Source organism: Actinoplanes awajinensis subsp. mycoplanecinus (genome assembly GCF_001509495.1).
GTDB lineage: Bacteria > Actinomycetota > Actinomycetes > Mycobacteriales > Micromonosporaceae > Actinoplanes > Actinoplanes palleronii.
The window spans coordinates 1-16,244 of sequence record NZ_LLZH01000319.1; the positions used below are offsets into that span (position 1 = coordinate 1).

Annotated in this window: 16 protein-coding genes; 10 read left to right on the forward strand and 6 right to left on the reverse strand. The window is 72.7% G+C overall.

The genetic code is table 11. The annotated features are described in order from the left end of the window. From ADL15_RS43040 to ADL15_RS43050, 3 genes are all read right to left on the reverse strand, one after another. Positions 1 to 257: RidA family protein (locus tag ADL15_RS43040; RefSeq protein WP_067704971.1), on the reverse strand; the 257-nt coding region annotated here is incomplete at its 3' end. Continuing rightward, entirely contained in the window at positions 257 to 1,648 is a 1,392-nt protein-coding gene (locus ADL15_RS43045) for an amidohydrolase family protein (protein ID WP_083972459.1), read from the reverse strand. The genes ADL15_RS43045 and ADL15_RS43040, both read right to left, overlap by 1 nt. Further along, a complete protein-coding gene (locus tag ADL15_RS43050; protein WP_067704974.1) occupies positions 1,645 to 2,997 on the reverse strand; it encodes a helix-turn-helix domain-containing protein in 1,353 nt (450 codons plus the stop codon). Before ADL15_RS43050 ends, ADL15_RS43045 begins: the two co-directional genes overlap by 4 nt. 74 nt (positions 2,998 to 3,071) lie before the next feature. Between ADL15_RS43050 and ADL15_RS43055 the strand changes: the two genes are divergently transcribed. Beyond that, on the forward strand, positions 3,072 to 4,700 hold the full coding sequence (locus tag ADL15_RS43055; protein ID WP_083972460.1) for a beta-N-acetylhexosaminidase: 1,629 nt from the start codon (positions 3,072 to 3,074) through the stop codon (positions 4,698 to 4,700). 41 nt (positions 4,701 to 4,741) lie between these two features. On the opposite strand, the gene ADL15_RS43060 is transcribed toward ADL15_RS43055, so the two are convergent. Continuing rightward, entirely contained in the window at positions 4,742 to 5,662 is a 921-nt protein-coding gene (locus ADL15_RS43060) for an aminoglycoside phosphotransferase family protein (RefSeq protein ID WP_067704977.1), read from the reverse strand. A gap of 50 nt (positions 5,663 to 5,712) precedes the next feature. Here ADL15_RS43060 and ADL15_RS43065 point away from each other — a divergent pair, with 50 nt between their 5' ends. Both ADL15_RS43065 and ADL15_RS43070 read left to right on the forward strand, forming a co-directional pair. Beyond that, positions 5,713 to 6,903: an alanine racemase gene (locus ADL15_RS43065; RefSeq protein ID WP_067704979.1), complete on the forward strand. Its 1,191-nt coding sequence runs from the start codon at positions 5,713 to 5,715 to the stop codon at positions 6,901 to 6,903. Positions 6,904 to 6,954: 51 nt separating this feature from the next. Then, entirely contained in the window at positions 6,955 to 7,596 is a 642-nt protein-coding gene (locus ADL15_RS43070) for a GNAT family N-acetyltransferase (protein ID WP_067704984.1), read from the forward strand. Here the strand turns inward: ADL15_RS43070 and ADL15_RS43075 are convergent. Next, positions 7,545 to 8,057 (reverse strand): tetratricopeptide repeat protein, encoded by a 513-nt coding sequence (locus ADL15_RS43075; protein WP_067704985.1) that lies wholly within the window; start codon positions 8,055 to 8,057, stop codon positions 7,545 to 7,547. The two genes, ADL15_RS43070 and ADL15_RS43075, sit on opposite strands and share 52 nt — an antisense overlap. 271 nt (positions 8,058 to 8,328) lie before the next feature. Here ADL15_RS43075 and ADL15_RS43080 point away from each other — a divergent pair, with 271 nt between their 5' ends. The 4 genes from ADL15_RS43080 (at position 8,329) to ADL15_RS43095 (ending at position 12,496) form a co-directional block, all read left to right on the forward strand. After that, the gene (locus ADL15_RS43080) at positions 8,329 to 8,673 is read left to right on the forward strand and encodes a hypothetical protein (RefSeq protein ID WP_067704986.1); all 345 of its coding nucleotides are present in this window, start codon (positions 8,329 to 8,331) and stop codon (positions 8,671 to 8,673) included. A gap of 118 nt (positions 8,674 to 8,791) precedes the next feature. Next, positions 8,792 to 9,772: a 2-phosphosulfolactate phosphatase gene (locus tag ADL15_RS43085; protein WP_067704987.1), complete on the forward strand. Its 981-nt coding sequence runs from the start codon at positions 8,792 to 8,794 to the stop codon at positions 9,770 to 9,772. Positions 9,773 to 10,113: 341 nt separating this feature from the next. Then, complete coding sequence (gene aspS / locus ADL15_RS43090) at positions 10,114 to 11,931, forward strand: aspartate--tRNA ligase (protein ID WP_067704989.1); 1,818 nt, start codon at positions 10,114 to 10,116, stop codon at positions 11,929 to 11,931. 76 nt (positions 11,932 to 12,007) lie between these two features. Further along, complete coding sequence (locus ADL15_RS43095; protein WP_232344909.1) at positions 12,008 to 12,496, forward strand: GyrI-like domain-containing protein; 489 nt, start codon at positions 12,008 to 12,010, stop codon at positions 12,494 to 12,496. Between the two features lie 340 nt (positions 12,497 to 12,836). On the opposite strand, the gene ADL15_RS43100 is transcribed toward ADL15_RS43095, so the two are convergent. Next, the gene (locus tag ADL15_RS43100) at positions 12,837 to 13,874 is read right to left on the reverse strand and encodes a questin oxidase family protein (RefSeq protein WP_067704996.1); all 1,038 of its coding nucleotides are present in this window, start codon (positions 13,872 to 13,874) and stop codon (positions 12,837 to 12,839) included. A 124-nt stretch (positions 13,875 to 13,998) separates the two neighbouring features. On the opposite strand from ADL15_RS43100, the gene ADL15_RS43105 reads away from it, so the two are divergent. The 3 genes from ADL15_RS43105 to ADL15_RS43115 are packed head-to-tail and all read left to right on the forward strand — an operon-like array spanning position 13,999 to position 16,132. Beyond that, positions 13,999 to 14,637 carry a winged helix-turn-helix domain-containing protein gene (locus ADL15_RS43105; RefSeq protein WP_083972463.1) on the forward strand — a complete coding sequence of 213 codons (639 nt, stop codon included), beginning with the start codon at positions 13,999 to 14,001 and terminating at the stop codon, positions 14,635 to 14,637. Continuing rightward, positions 14,634 to 15,917: an MFS transporter gene (locus ADL15_RS43110; RefSeq protein ID WP_232344910.1), complete on the forward strand. Its 1,284-nt coding sequence runs from the start codon at positions 14,634 to 14,636 to the stop codon at positions 15,915 to 15,917. The genes ADL15_RS43105 and ADL15_RS43110 overlap by 4 nt, the downstream gene beginning before the upstream one ends. Continuing rightward, positions 15,917 to 16,132, forward strand: coding sequence for a hypothetical protein (locus tag ADL15_RS43115; protein WP_067704999.1), 216 nt, complete (start codon positions 15,917 to 15,919; stop codon positions 16,130 to 16,132). The genes ADL15_RS43110 and ADL15_RS43115 overlap by 1 nt, the downstream gene beginning before the upstream one ends. The last annotated feature ends 112 nt before the right edge of the window (positions 16,133 to 16,244 follow it).

The following is a 16,244-nucleotide window of genomic DNA, read 5'->3' on the forward strand; positions in this document are numbered from 1 at the left end:
GCGAAGTCCGCGAAGTCCCGCAGGTAGACCCCGACCCGGACGGCGTCGTCCAGGCTGGCACCGGCTGCCTCGGCGACCGCCGCCAGATTGCGGAACGCGGCGTGGGCCTGCTCGGCGAAGCTCCCGGTCACCCAGGAGCCGTCCGGCAGGGCCGGGACCGCGCCGGCCAGATAGATGGTGTCGCCGGCCACGACCGCGTGCGAATACGGGCCGCCGGCCGGCGCCGCCTTGTCGGTTGTCACAGCGCGCTTCGGCATCAGGAACTCCTCGGTTGCTCTCGTGGAATCGGTCGGTCTCGGGGGAACTGCTCGTCCAGCCCGTCCACTCCCACCAGCGGAGTGGCGAGCAGGTCACGGAGGTGGCGCGCCCGGCTGTCCAGAGCGGCGCGCTGTGTGTCGGTGAGCGGGATCCACGGCGCCGGCGGGGACGGCAGGCGTGGAGCGAGCAACCGCCCGCCCACGTAGGTCGCCTCGTTGACCAGCCGTACCGGCGAGACACGGACCTGCCGGTGTGCGTCGGCGACCGGGAACTCTTCCGCTCGTACCTCAAAGATCGCCAAGTCGGCCGGAGCGCCCACCGCAAGCGTTCCGGCGGTCAGGCCCAACGCCCGGGCCGGATGTGTGGTGACCGCCGCGATCACCTCGGCCAGCGGGACGCCGACGGCCAGCAGCTTGGCCATGGTCGTGGGCAGGTCGAAGACCGGCCCGTGCAGGGACCGGGCGTGCAGATCGGTGGAGATCGTGTGGGGCCGCAATCCCGCCCCCAGCTGTGCCTCGAGCACGTCGAAGGCGAACCCGCCGGAACCGTGCCCGAGATCCAGCAGCACCCCTCGTTCGGCCGCCGCGTGCACCGCCGGGCCGGTCGGGACGGCTATCCCGCTCGCGCAGTGCGTGATGATGTCGCCGGGCCGCAGCAGGTCGAGCACGTCGTCGAGCTCCGGCGGGGCGGACCCGATGTGGACCATGACCGGCACCCCGCAGGCCGCTGCGGCGGCCAGACCCCGGCGCAGGGGCTCGACCCCGTTGTCGCCGACCGTCTCGCGGTCGATGCGGACCTTGACGCCGTGGATCAGCTCGCGGTTGGCCTGGATCGTGTCGATAGCCAGCGCGACGTCGCAGTTGTCCAGATCCCGGCTCTCGCCGGTGCGCCCGGCCAGACCGATCGCGGAGATGTTCAGCAGCGCGGGCACCCGGACGGCCGCCGCGGCGGCGACCCGGCGCAGGCCGTCCAGCGTGTACGCCCCGGCGGACCCGGCGTCGACCCACGTGGTCACCCCGGAGTGCCAGGCCACCGGGTCGGGGTCGATGCCCCAGTAACCGGGGCCGACGTGGGTGTGCAGGTCGATCAGACCCGGCGTGACCAGGCGTCCGGCGACGTCCACCACCCGGCGCGCGTCGCGGGGCAGATCCGGCCCGACCGCGGCGATCCGCCCGTCACGGACCGCGACATCCGCAAGCCGTCCGGCGGACGGTCCCGCGCCGGAATCGCCGCCGCTGGACGGCCTGGTGCCCGAGTCACCGCCGCTGGACGGCCTGGTGCCCGAGTCGCCGCCGGCCGGCGGTCTGGTCCCGGCGCCGGCGGACCGCCCGGTGCTGGAATGTCCGCCGGTCAGGAGCCGGCCGCCGGTCAGCAACAGGTCGAAGGTCATCGGTTGTCGGCTGTCGTCAGGGCGGTGTGGATCGCCAGCCGGTAGAGGCGGGTGGGGCGGCCCTTGTGATGCGGCTGGGCGCTGCCCTCGTCGGCGACCAGCCCGGCGTCGCTGAGTTTCCTGATCAGGCGGCGCCCGCTCGGATCGGTGATCCCGAGGGCCCGGGCCAGCTCTCCCGGGGTGATCGGCCGCCCGGTCAGCGACCGCTCCAGGGCGGCGAGCCGGGACATCGTGGCGGCGCTCAGCCCGGCCCGGCCGGCGAGGTCTTCGAGGCCGCCGTGCCCCCGGTAGGTATAGGTCAGCGGCGGACCGGCCACGCCGATCGGGCCGATCATCACGCCGTCATCGGTGATCAGGTAGCCGGCCGTGGCGCCGTCCCGCTCGGCGCGGTCTGCGGCCTGCTCGGCCAGCGCCACACTGCCCCGCGCGGACGTGCCGATGCCGAAGCCGATCGCCGCGTCACCCATCGCCGCGGGCGCCCGCTGGTCGTCCGGTCCGGAGATCTCCTCGTCGATCAGGGCGCCGGTGGTGGGGGCGCCGTGGAAGCCGGTGATCCCGTCGACCGGCAGGCTGACCCAGTGCCGGGTCATGGTCTCGAACACGGCCGCCGGTGCGAAAGCGATCACCGCGCGTGGCCCGTGCTCGTCGATCCACGCGTCGGCCAGCTCGGGAACCGCGGACAGCGCCTCACGCAGGGCGGCCCTGGCGCCGGACTCGGGGGCCCGGAAAACCGCGGCGGCGAACCGCTGCCCGTCGGCCTGCCGCCCGCGCACCCGCAGGACCAGCTCATGCAGGTCGGCCCGGATCGTGCCGGGAGTGGGCAGCGCCGGCAGCACCGCCGTCCGCCCGTCCAGCGCGGCGGCCACGCCGGTACGCGCGGTGATCACGTAGGGCGAACCCGTCCGGTCCAGGTGCTCCCGGTGGAACGCGACCACCTCGGCGATCGGCTGCTCGGGCCGGAACGGCAGGGTGGCGATCGCCGAGCGGTCGAGGCCGAGCGCGGCGGCCACCTCGGCGACCGTCTCGTCGGGGAAGGTGTCGATGCTGACCGGGGTGGCCGGCCAGCCGTTGCCGCGGGCTCGCGCCCAGGCGAGGGCGAGGTCGAGCGCGGCCGAGCGGGTGATCGCGACGGGCAGGCCCTGTGGCAGCAGGTCACGGGCCCGCGCATACGGAACCAGCCCCAGCAGCAGGCCGGTCAGCGTGCCGCCGGCGAGCAGGTCGGTGACCCGGTCGCGGATCTCCTCCTCCCGCTCGTAGACCGCCCAGGAGAAGGAGACGCCGGTCAGCGTGCGTGCCGCCTCGGCGAACCGGCCACGTTGACCGGAGTGGACCACGACTCCGATGACCATCTCGCCTCCTCTGGTGGTTCGTATGTGGTTCGTAGTAGCCTCCTGGAAAACGCCTGCCAGGTCAAGGAGGCAAGATGAGCGAGCTACTTACGAACCTTATCCCTCGGCCCGTACGGGTGGTGGCGGGCGGCGACGGCTTTCCCCTCGGCCCGGCGACCGCACTGGACGCGGCTCCCGGCCTCACCGAGGTGGCTGCCGTGCTGCGTGGCGCGCTGGGCCCGGCCACCGGATGCGACTTCCCACCCGGGCCCGGCGGCATCCGCCTGCGGATCGCCCCGGAGCTTCCGGCGGAGGGCTACCAGCTGGACATCCGCCCCAGCGGCGTCAACATCCGGGGCGGGTCCGCGGCCGGTGCCTTCTATGCCGTGCAGACCCTGCGGCAGCTGCTGCCACCGGCCACGTTACGCCGCGCCCGGCTGCCCGGCGGCCCGTGGACGCTGCCCGGCATCCGGATCGAGGACGCGCCACGATTCGGCTGGCGCGGCGTGATGCTCGACGTCGCCCGGCACTTCATGCCGGTCTCCGACGTGCTGCGCCTGCTCGACCTGATCGCCTTCCACAAGCTCAACGTGCTGCATCTGCACCTCACGGACGACCAGGGCTGGCGGCTCGACGTGCCGGGCCGGCCCCGGCTCACCTCGATCGGCGCCTGGCGGCCGGCCACCATGCTCGGCTCCCGCCAGCACGAGCGTTATGACGAGCGCCCGCACGGTGGCTTCTACTCCGACGACGACCTGCGGGAGATCGTGGCCTATGCGGCTCAGCGCCACATCACCGTCGTCCCCGAGGTCGACATGCCAGGGCACATGCAGGCCGCGATCGCGGCCTACCCGGAGCTCGGCAACGGGTTCGCCGGCCCGGTCCGGAGCTCGTGGGGCATCTCGCCACACGTGCTCAACCTGGGGCCGGAGGCGCTCCAGTTCTGTCGCGACGTGCTCGATCACCTCTGTGACCTGTTCCCCAGTGAGCTGATCGGGATCGGCGGCGACGAGTGCCCGTCCGTCGAGTGGCGGGACAGCCCGGTCGCGCAGGCCCGCATCCGCGACGAGGGCCTGGCCGGCCCGCACCGCCTGCAGTCCTGGTTCACCGCCCGGCTGGCCGAGCACCTGGCCGGCCGCGGCCGCCGGGTCTTCGGGTGGGACGAGATCCTGGCCGGCGGGGCGCCACCCGGCGCGGTGATCGCCGCCTGGCGTGGCGCCGGGCCGGCCGCCCACGCGGCCCGGGCCGGTCACGCGGTGGTGTCCTGCCCGGACACCTCGGTCTATCTGGACTACCGCCAGTCCGACGACCCCGGCGAGCCGACCCCGGTGGGCACCTGCCTCACGCTCGCCGACGTCTACGCGTTCGACCCGGTCCCGCCGGGCCTCACCCCGGCCGAGGCGGGCCTGGTCCTCGGCGGGCAGGCCAATCTCTGGACCGAGCACATGGAGTCCGCGCGGCAGGTCGACTACCAGGCGTTCCCCCGGCTCTGCGGGTTCGCCGAAACGGTCTGGGGCCCGCCCGGGCGTGACTTCGACGCATTCGCCGCGCGACTCCCGGCCCATCTGACCCGGCTGGACGCGCTCGGCGTCAACTACCGGCCGATGACCGGGCCGCGGCCGTGGGATGCCCGGCCGGACGCGCCCGGCAACCCTCGTACGATCGAGGATCGTCTCGCCGAACTGCGCGAGATGACCGCGGACCTGGACCAGGCATCGGCATGATCGCCGCAGGCCGTGACAGCGAGCGGCGGGAGCGCCCCGGCTCAGGCCAGCCGGGGCAGCAGCAGGTGCGCCAGGCGCAACGGCCGCCCGGCGACGAGACCGTCACCGCCGGCGTTCCACACCTCGGAGAGCACCGCCTGCACGAACCCCCAGGCCACCACCCGCTCGATCGGCAGGCCCAGGCCGTCCGCGAGCTGCTCGATCCGGGCGGGAACCAGGGCCAGCACGGTGTCGTCGTCACCCATCGGGTCCGGGTTGTAGAGCATCGCCCCGATCTCGTAACCGGGATCGCCCACCACGCCGTGCGGGTCGATCGCCAGCCACGGTTCCCGGCCGGCGGTGAGCACGTTGTCGTGGTGCAGGTCGCCGTGCAGCACGACCCGCTCGGTCGCGGTCACGCACAGCTCGGTGAGCAGCTCCGCGGCCCGCTCGACCAGGCGCCGGGGGAGCGGATCGTCGCCCGGGAAACGACGCAGGTGCTCGTCGAAGGAGGCGCGTCGAGCGGCCAGTTCGGGGAGCGCGACGCCGGGTGGCGCCGGCCGGTGCAGGCGGCGGATCACCCCGATCAGGGCGGCCGTGGCGGCCTCGTCCCGCTCCGGCACCTGCGAGCGGGCCGGAACGCCCGGGTGGGCCTGCTCCAGCAACAGGGCGCCGCGCGCGGTGTCACGGGCGAGCACCGAGATCGCGCCGTGCCCGCCGAAGTGATCCAGCGCGGCGGCCTCCTGCACGAGGTGCTCCGATTCCGGCACACCCATCTTCAGCACCGCGGCGCAGCCGTCCGCCCGGCGGACCCGGGTCACCCAGTTCAGGCTCAGCGGATAGGCCCGGTCCAGGCGGAGATCCCACTCCCGCAGCACCTGTCCCGCGGTCTCCGGCAGTCCGGCCACCCACCGGGTCCCGGCGGCTCCCCAGACCTCCGTCACGTGCTCGGCGAAAGCGTCCGGCACCGCGATCTCCACCATGTGTGCAGTCTGGCAATCGGCGACAAGAGCGGAACCGAGGGAGGCCGGGAATGACGATCGACTGGCGCAGCAAGGGTTTCTGGCTGCCGGAGGCGGCCCGGACCTCCGAGCAGTTCGCCGCCGACCCGCCGAGCATCTTCGCCGGTGGCTTCACCTGGCCGCTGCTGACCGTGCGGCGTGTGGCGGTGGAGGCGAACATCGCCACCATGGCCGCCTACTGCCGGCGGCACGGTTTCGACTTCGCCCCGCACGCCAAGACGGCCATGGCGCCCGGCCTGGTCGAGGCGCAACTGCGGGCCGGCGCCTGGGGGATGACCGTGGCCACGCCCAACCAGGCCCTGGTGATGCGGCGCTTGGGCGTGCCACGGGTGCTGATCGCGAACCAGGTGCTCGATCACACGGCGCTGCGCTGGCTGGCCGCGCAGAGCGCTGCCGGGTGGGAGGTGTATTTCCAGGTCGACTCGGTGGCCGGAGTGCGGGCGGCGGCCGCGGCGGGCGGCGCCCGGGTCCTGGTCGAGCTCGGCCACCCCGGTGGCCGGACCGGGGTGCGGACCCTGGACCAGTTGGAGGAGGTGGCCCGAGCCGCGGTCGCCGCTTCCGGGGTCGACCTCGCCGGCCTGACCGGTTACGAGGGTCAGCTCGCCGACCAGCCCGGTGTGGACGCCTACCTGGACCTGCTGGTCGAGGGGTTCGAGCGGTTGTCGCGCGCCGGACTGCTGCCCGATCAGCCGCTCGTCTCGGCCGGCGGCAGCGCCTGGTTCGACCGGGTGACCGACCGGCTCGCCGGGTTGGGCTCCCGGGCGCGGCTTCTCCTGCGCAGCGGGGCCTCGGTCACCCACGACGACGGGTTCTACCGCGAGCGGACACCGTTCACCCGGGTGCCCGACGAGGGACCGCTCGCCGCGGCCCTGGAGATCTGGGCGCAGGTGCTGTCGACGCCGGAACCCGGGCTGGCGCTGGCCGGGATGGGCAAGCGGGACGCTCCGTTCGACGAGGGTCTGCCGGTGCCGCTGGAGGTCCGGCGCACCGACGGTTCCCCGGTATCGGCCGAGGGACTGCGGGTGACCCGGCTCAACGATCACCACACATATCTCGAGGTGGCCGACGGGTTCGTCGTCGAGCCCGGTGACCTGATCCGATTCGGCATTTCGCACCCGTGCACCGCCTTCGACAAGTGGCGGGACATCCCGGTGGTGGACGAGGAACGGCGCGTGGTGGACGTGTTGCACACCTATTTCTGAGCCGGCTCCGGCGCGAGAGAAAGTGTCGTACCCGTGCGGGAAGGTGAGGGCATGGCGGGATTCCGGTTGGTGGAGTGGGACGCACGAGGGCTGGCCTTCGAACGGCGCGCCAACGCTCCGGAGATGCAGACGTTCCTCGGCGGGGTCGAGCCCGACGAGGCGACAGTGGCCCGGCACGAGCGGATCAGCCAGGGCATCCGCGACGGGACCACCAGCATGTTCCTGATCCTGGTCGAGGAGCAGCCCGACCCGGTCGGCTCGGTCGGCTTCTGGGAGAAACAGTGGCGCGGTGAGCCGGTGTTCGAGCTGGGCTGGAAGGTGCTTCCCGGGTTCCAGGGGCGCGGCCTCGCGGGCGGCGCCGTCACCGAGGCGCTGTCCCGGGCCGCTGCGACCGGGCGGCGCCGGTGGGGTCACGCCTACCCGCGAATCGACAACACCGGGTCGAACGCGGTGTGCCGCAGAACCGGGTTCGAGTTGCTCGGCGAGGTGGACTTCGAGTATCCGAAGGGCAACCCGATCCGCTGCAACGACTGGCGCTTCGACCTGTCAGCTCATCCCGACGCCGGTTCGCTTGACGCCGGTTGGGCTGACGCCGGTCCGGCCGGCCCTGGTCAGCTCGCTGCCGGTTGCGCCGGCCCCGGTCAGTTCGGCGCCGGTTCGCCCGACTCCGGTTCGACCAGCAGGCGGGCGTAATTCGCCATGGACCGCTGGTAGCGGGGCAGGTGCCGGGCGAGAGCGCCGACCGCGATGGCGACGGCCTCGCGCTCCCGGCCCACGTCGGTCAGCGCCAGGGCGAGCACTGTGGTCACCGCGTCGTCGAGATGGTCGGAGCCGGTCTGCAGTTCGGCGGTGAGCAGGGTGACGCTCTCCGGTGAGCGGCCCAGGTTCCGCAGCGAGCTGGCCATCTGGATCACCGCGCGACGGCGGCGTTCCCCGGTCAGGCCGGCGGCGAGGGCCTCCTGGTAGAGCGGCACCGCGAGATCGGACCTGCCGGTGGAGTCGAGGGAGGCGGCTCGCTCGAAGGTCCCGTCCGGGTCGCCGGCGGGGAGTTCCGCGGCGAGGGCGGCGATCGCCTGGCGGAAATCGGCGGGCTCCCGCTCGTCGATGGAGGCCCAGGCTGCGGCCAGTCGCGTGTCCCACTCCGATGTGCTCATCGGCCGAGCCTCGCACAGTCGCTCATGAGCACGGCGATACCCCTCTCGGCTTCCACGAACGCCGCCGCGACCATGTGCGGTGGACCCGGACCCGGACCCGGACCCGGACCCGGACCCGGACCCGGACCCGGACCCGGACCCGGACCCGGACCCGGACCCGGTTTCGGTTTCGGGCGAACGGCCGTGACAACCGGCGAAATCGGGGCGACCAGGGATCGCAGCGACGAGAAATCGGGCGACGAGAGGAGTTGATGTTGAAAGACTGCGCGGCATGACAGAGACGCTGACGCTGTGGCGGCCGACCGGGCCGACCGAGCTCGCGCTGGTGGAGGCCTCAGGATGGCGGCGATGGCCACCCCGGCTGCCGGACCAGCCGATCTTCTATCCGGTGCTCAACGAGGACTACGCGATCCGGATCGCCCGGGACTGGAACGTGCCGGCGTCCGGCGCGGGCTTCGTGACCCGGTTCGAGGTGGACGCGGCGTTCGCGGCCCGGTATCCGGTGCGGCAGGCCGGCGGGGACACGATCCTGGAGCTCTGGGTGCCGGCCGAGGAACTGGACGAGTTCAACGACCATATCGTCGGCGTCATCGAGGTAGTCCGCGAGTTCCGGTGACCGCGGCCTGACAGCCACGGTGGACTGGCCGCCGGCTGATGGCCACAGTGAAGTGACCGCGGCCTGACGACCAGGGTGAATTGGCCGCCGGCTGACGGCCACAGTGAGGGGTGACGGGGTGAAGCGGGTGTTCGGGCAGGAGCGGTACGCGGCGCGGTTCGAGTGGGGCCCGTCGGGAGCTGACGCGGTCGCGCCCGGTGCGGCGTTCGTGGCGGTGGTGGACGTCCTGTCGTTCACCACGGCGCTGAGCGTCGCTGTGGAGAACGACATCGCGGTGCTGCCCTACCCATGGCGGGACGGCACCGAGGTGGCGACGGCCGCACGGTACGGCGCCGAACTGGCGGTGGGGCGGTCGGCGGCCGGCCCGGACGAGATCAGCTTGTCGCCGGCGACCATCCGGCGGGTGGCAGCCGGACGCCGGATCGAGCGGCTGGTGCTGCCCTCGCCCAACGGCTCGGCCATCTGCGCGCGCCTCTCGGCAGCCAGTGGCCCCCGGCCGGCCGGTGATGCGGCGCACGGCGGCCCCCGGCCGGGCGATGATGCGGCGGCTGGCGGCCTCCGACCGGCCAGGGACACGGCAGTCAGCGGCACTCGACCGCCCGGCGATGGGGTGACCGTGCTCGGGGTCTGCCTGCGCAACGCGGCGCTCGCGGGGGAGTGGGTGCGAGCCCGGCTCGCCGGTCGGCCGGTCGCGGTGGTCGCGGCGGGGGAACGGTGGCCGGACGGTTCGCTCCGGCCGGCCGTGGAGGACCTCTGGGGTGCGGGAGCGTTTTTGGCCGGGTTCACCGACCTGTCCCCGGAGGCGGAGTCGGCGGTGGCCGCCTATCAGGCGGTGGCGAATCGCGTGCCTGCCGCCCTCGCCGCGACGGCCTCGGGTCGTGAGCTGGCCGCCCTCACCGCCCCGGCTCCGGGCCGAGAGCTGGCCGCCTTCACCGGCCCGGCTTCAGCCCGGGAACTGGCCGCTCTGGATCACCCCGGCACCGCGGCTCGTAGCTTCGCCGAGGATGTCGCGATCGCCGCCGAGGTCGACGCTTCCACGGCTGTTCCGGTGTTGCGGGACGGCTGGTTCCGCCGAGCCGAGCCCACCCCAACGGGTTGATCGCGGCGACAGATTCGCGCTGGTTGAGGCACGTCGCGAGCGGCACGGAAGTCGGCGATCACCGACGGACCACTGAAACGATCGCCAAACGGAACGACCGCGTTCGCGGCCCGGAACGACCGCGTTCGCCGACCGGGAAAACCGCGTTCGCCGACCGGAACGCCCGCGTTCGCGGCCCGGAACGACCGCGTTCGCCGACCGAGACGATCACCGACCGAACTGATCGCCGCGCCGCCCCGGAACCGGGCGGCGAGCGGCCCCACTGGCCCGTGACACGCGGCGCGCGGCGCTCCTGACAGAATGTCGGGTGCGCCCCGCGAACTCTGTTAGGAGACATTTCCGTGATCAGGACCCATGACGCCGGCAGTCTGCGTGCGAGCGACGCCGGCACGACGGTGACGCTCGCCGGGTGGGTGGCCCGCCGGCGCGACCACGGCGGTGTCATCTTCGTCGACCTGCGGGACGGCTCGGGCGTGGTGCAGGTGGTCTTCCGCGAGGAGGACGCGCACGCGCTGCGCAACGAGTTCTGCGTGAAGGTCGTCGGCGAGGTCAACGCCCGCCCGGCCGGCAACGAGAACCCGGATCTCGCCACCGGTGCGATCGAGGTCGTCGCCAGCGAGCTGACCGTGCTCTCCGAGGCGGCCCCGCTGCCGCTGCCGATCGACGACGCGGTCACCGCGTCCGACGACATCCGGCTCAAGTACCGCTACCTCGACCTGCGCCGTTCCGGCCCGTCGAAGGCGCTGCGCCTGCGCAGCCGGGCCAACCAGATCGCCCGCGAGGTGCTGCACGCCCGCGACTTCAACGAGATCGAGACGCCGACCCTGACCCGGTCGACGCCGGAGGGCGCGCGCGACTTCCTGGTCCCGGTTCGCCTGCAGCCCGGCGCCTGGTACGCGCTGCCGCAGTCCCCGCAGCTGTTCAAGCAGCTGCTGATGGTGGCCGGCATGGAGCGGTATTACCAGATCGCCCGCTGCTACCGCGACGAGGACTTCCGCGCCGACCGGCAGCCGGAGTTCACCCAGCTCGACATCGAGATGTCGTTCGTGACGCAGGACGACATCATCGCGCTCGGCGAGGAGATCGTCAGCAAGCTCTGGAGCGAGCTCGCCGACTACCAGGTGCAGCTGCCGATCCCGCGTATCACCTGGACCGACGCGATGAACCGCTACGGTTCCGACAAGCCCGACCTGCGCTACGGGGTCGAGCTGGTCGAGCTCACCGATTACCTGCGCGGCACGGCGTTCCGCGTCTTCGCCGGTGCGATCGACGCCGGTGGTTACGTCGGCGCGGTCGTGATGCCGGGCGGCGCCGCGCAGACCCGCAAGGAGCTGGACGGCTGGCAGGACTGGGCGAAGGCCCGGGGCGCCCGCGGCCTGGCCTACGTCGTCCTCGACGCCGAGACCGGCGAGCCGAAGGGCCCGGTGGCGAAGAACCTGTCGCCCGAGCACCTGTCCGGCCTGGCCGACGCGGTCGGCGCCAAGCCGGGTGACGCGGTCTTCTTCGCCGCGGCCAACGAGCGCCGGGACGCGCAGGAGCTGCTCGGCGCCGCGCGTATCGAGATCGCCAAGCGGGCCAAGCTGATCGACGAGTCGGCCTGGGCGTTCTGCTGGGTGGTCGACGCACCGATGTTCGAACGGACCTCGAATGAGGATGGGACAGCGGGCGGCTGGACCGCGGTCCATCACCCGTTCACCTCGCCGAACGACGAGTGGCTCGACAACTTCGAGTCCGCTCCGGACAAGGCGCTGGCGTACGCGTACGACATCGTCGTGAACGGCAACGAGATCGGCGGCGGCTCGGTCCGTATCCACCGCGGTGACGTGCAGAGCCGGGTCTTCGACCTGCTCGGCATCACCCCGGACGAGGCGCAGGACAAGTTCGGCTTCCTGCTCGAGGCGTTCAAGTACGGCCCGCCGCCGCACGCCGGCATCGCGCTGGGCTGGGACCGGACCTGCATGCTGCTCGGCGGGTTCGACTCGATCCGCGAGGTCATCTCGTTCCCGAAGAGCCGCGGCGGTTTCGACCCGCTGACCGGCGCGCCGACGCCGATCACCGCGCAGCAGCGTCTGGAGGCGGGCGTCGACGCCAAGCCGAAGGCCGCCGCCGGCACGCCCGGCACCGACGGCCAGGCCGCCCCGGTGGAACGCTCGAACTGATCCGGTCGCGCCGCCCGGCCGGGCTCCGTTCCGGCCGGGCGTGCGCGGGCGCGCTGTTCCTGTGAGACTGGTCGGCGTGGAGCCGACCATCGTCCAGTGCGCCGAGCAGCTCTATGTCGGCCGCCGCGAATCGATCACTATGACCGAGTTCGCCCGCATCGCCGACCACCTGCCGACCATGTTCTCCGGTCTGGCCCAGCGCGGCGTGGCCACCACCGGTGCGCCGTTCTTCCGCTACCGCATGATCGACATGGCGGCGGAGATGGTGGTCGAGGCCGGCATCCCGATCGCCGGCCCGGTCCCGGTCGACGCGCCCGACTTCCTCGACCGCCTCCCGGCCGGCCGCTACGCCACGGTCAGCCACGTCGGCCACCCCGATCAATTGATGAGCATCACCGCGCGCCTGCTCGACTGGGCCCAGCGCAACGGCCTGATCTGGGACATGACCCCGACCCCGACCGGCGAACTGTGGAACGCCCGCGTCGAGATGCTGATGACCAACCCCGCCGAGCAACCCGACATGCACAAATGGCAAACGGTGCTGCTCTTCAAACTCGCCGACTGACCGATTCCCATCACCGCCCGCCTTTCGCCGCCGGGCCGCGCATCACGATCCACCCCATCTGGTACGACTACGGAGCGCCCGTCCGCAGGCTACGAGCCGAGTCCCGCCCGTGAGGCCGCCGCGACACCGCGCCACCCCGGACCGCGGCCGCGCCACCAGCCCGCGCCACCAGCCCGCGCCACTCACCGCGCAAGGCCGTCACCACCCCGGACCGCAGCGCGCCTCGCGGTGGTTGGCTGGTCGTCAGGGGTGTCTCCGCGACGCGGAGACACCCCTGACAGCCAGCCGAAGACCTGGAGCGCGGCGGCGACCGTGATCCGGGACCGCCGGGCGCCCGCGTTCAGGAGGCGGGGCCGATCAGGCCGGTGGTGTGCACCGAAGCCGCCAGCAGCGCCGGATCACCGAACGCCTGCCAGGCCTCGACGGCAGCATCCGCAAACTTGATCGCATGCGCGTCCCCCGACACCACCGCCCGATCGAACACCTCCGCCGGATCGAGCGCGGAGGCCGGTTCGAGCCTGGCGGTCGGGTCGGGGGTGGTGGGGGAATAGGCCGCGGTCACCGCCGCCGCGGCGGCCCAGGCTGCGGCCAGGCTCGGACCGGCCAACGACGGCGGCAACGCGGGCAGCGTTCGCAGCACGGCGGCCGGTGCGGTCGCGGCGTGCACGAGCATGACCGGGTTGCCGTATCCGTACCGAAGATGGTGCCGGACCGCTGCCGCGACGATCTCTCGCAGGCGGTCCTCGGCCGCATCGCTCCCCGGCACCGCGCCGGCCGCCTGTGGCCACGTGGGCAGGTCGGCGAGCTGAGCGAGCCGGTTCCGGATGCCGAACCGCTGATCCGGCACCCGCGGCACGGCGTCCAGCGCGCTCCGCGGGTCGCTCGCCGGATACGCCCCGTGCCCGGCCGGCGCGAGCGGCTGCCACCGCGCGGCCCAGTATGCGAGCCCCTGACCGAGCTCCGCCACCCGCTCCGGCGTCTCCCGGTCGAGCAGCGCCCGCACCGCGTGCCCGACCCTGATCACCCCGTGCGTGGCACCCGCGGCGATACCCGGCAGCAGCCGCGGCCACCAGGTCGCCAGCACCGCCCGCCACGGCCCGGACCGGGTCTCCCGTTCGAAGAAGCCCAGCCAGTCCCCGGTTCGGGTCGGGTCGCCGAGGGGATCCCGCCAGCCCTCGGCGGAGATCGGCGCGATGCCGCGCGGCGCCTCGTCCAGACGATCCCGGTAGGCGTCGATCCACCGGTGCACATCGTCTGCGTGTCCGTTCCTGATCAACGCCTCGGTCGCCATCGGCGCGTGGTTGGAGAGCCAGCCGTCGTGCTCCGGCCCGGTCCCGTGGAGCCGGACCAGCGCTTCGTCAAGCGTGTCGTTTTCCATGCTCACGAGCCTGCAACTTCAACCTGGCTTGACCTCAAGTCCCGGAAGGCCCAGCTCACGGCACGTCGGCGACGGTGATACACAATTGCTTTGCATAACTTCTGTGCACAGTTATTGTGGATGCATGGCCGACGAACTCACACAGGTCCACCTCACCGGGGAGCAGATCCGCGCCCTGGCCCACCCGCTGCGGCTCCGGCTGCTCGGCCAGCTGCGGCTGGCCGGCCCGGCCACGGCCACCTCGCTCGCCACCGCCCTGGCCACCAACACCGGCGCGACCAGTTATCACCTGCGTCAGCTCGCCGAGGCCGGCCTGGTCATCGAGGAGCAGCGCGCGGGCAGTGGCCGGCAGCGCTGGTGGCGGGCCGCGCACGACATGTCCAGCTTCCGGCGCAGCTACTACGACGGCGACCCGGAGGCCACCGCGGCCGCCGAGTGGCTGCAGAAGCAACAGGTCAGCCGCTTCGCCGAGCTGGCGGAGAACTGGCGTCGTGCGCTGCCCGGCGAGACACCGGCCTGGCAGGACACCGCCGAGATCTCCGACTACATGCTCGAGCTGGGCTCGGCGCAGACCCAGGCGATGATGCGCGACATCGAGGACGTCATCGAGCGCTATCGCAAGCTCGGCCTGGACGAGCCCGCGCCGGACGCGCGCTCGGTCGCCCTCTACACGTCCGCCCTGCCCCGCATCGAAGGCGTGATGGAAGGCGGCGAAGGCGGGACCGGGGAAGACGACGCGACCGGGGACGAGGCTGACCGATGATGACGCTCTCCGTGCGGCAGGTCCGGTTCCGCTTCCTGCTCCTCATCACGCTGCGCTGGTTCCCGGTCGGCCTGACCATCCCGATGCTCGTGCTGCTCCCGCTCGAGCGCGGCCTCACCATCGCCCAGGCCGGCACGGTCGCCGCGGTGCAGGGTTTCACCGTGCTGGTCCTCGAGCTGCCCACCGGCGGGTTCGCCGACGCGTTCGGCCGGCGCCCGCTGCTGCTGATCGCCGGGGTGGTCAACGTTGCCGCGCTGGCCGTGATGAGTTTCGCCGACACGTTCGCGCTCTTCGCCCTGGCCTGGCTGCTGCAGGGGGTGTTCCGGGCGCTGGACAGCGGCCCGCTGGACTCCTGGTTCGTCGACGAGTCACTGGCCGCGGACGAGCACGCCGACATCGAGACCGGGCTGAGCCACGGTTCGGTCGCGCTCAGCCTCGGCATCGCGGGCGGGGCCCTGGTCAGCGGGGGACTGGTCTGGCTCGGGCCGGTCGGCCGGGTGAGCGCGCTGACCGTACCCATGCTTGTCGCTCTTGGTTTGAGCATGGTGAGCACGCTGGCGGTGGCGCTGCTGATGCATGAGGCCCGCCCGGCTCGCGGATGGGCGGCCGTGGCCGCCTCGCTCCGCGGCGTGCCGGTCGCGATCGGCTCCGCGCTGGGCCTGGCCCGCCGGTCCCGGGTGGTGTTCGCGTTGATCATGGTGGAGCTGCTGTGGAGCTTCGGCATGGTCACCTTCGAGAAGCTGATGCCGATCCGGCTCAGCGAGGTGCTGGCCGACAAAGACGGTGCGGCGGCGCTGATGGGCCCGGTCAGCTCGGTGGGATGGGCGGCCTCGGCGGCCGGCGCCGCGCTGGTGCCGCTGCTCATCCGGCGGGTCGGCGCGCCCTGGGCCGGTTTCACCCTGCGGATCGTGCAGGGTCTGACGATCGTCGCGATGGGCCTGCTGGCCGGCCCGGCCGGGGTGATCACCGGGTTCCTGCTGACCTACGCGGCGCACGGCGCGGCCAACCCGGTGCACGCCGGGCTGCTGCACCGGCAGGCCGAGGGGGAGTACCGCACCAGCCTGCTCTCGCTCAACTCGATGGTCGGCCAGCCGGGCTTCGCGATCGGGGCGATCGTGCTGACCGCGTTCGCGCAGAGTGCCGGCGTCAGTGCGGCCATGGTGGCGGGCGCCGTGGTGCTCGCCGCGGCCGCTCCGCTCTATCTGGTGAAACCCAAGTTTCGGGAACCCATTGATGTGGGTACTCCTTCAGCATCGGCTCTCACCCCCGGAGGAACCTGATGCTTGCGATCGCCGCAGCTGTCGTTTTCGGTATCTACCTGCTCGCTGACCTGCTCAATACGAACTTCGGCGCGCCCGACCTGTTCAACTTCTCCACGATGGCGTCGCTCGGCCTGCTGCTGCTCTCGCTCTACCTGGCCGGCGTGGGTCGTGGCCCGTCCACCGGTACCGGCAGTGGCCGTCGGTTCGCCGGCCGTCGCCCCGGCCGCGGCTGATCCACCTCGCTCCTCCGCCGGCCCGCGCGTGCACGCACAGTAGTGCCGCACTCGCGGGCCGGGAGCGTGTCCACACGTGGTGACGTGGCATTTCGGATCGGCCCCGGCGGGC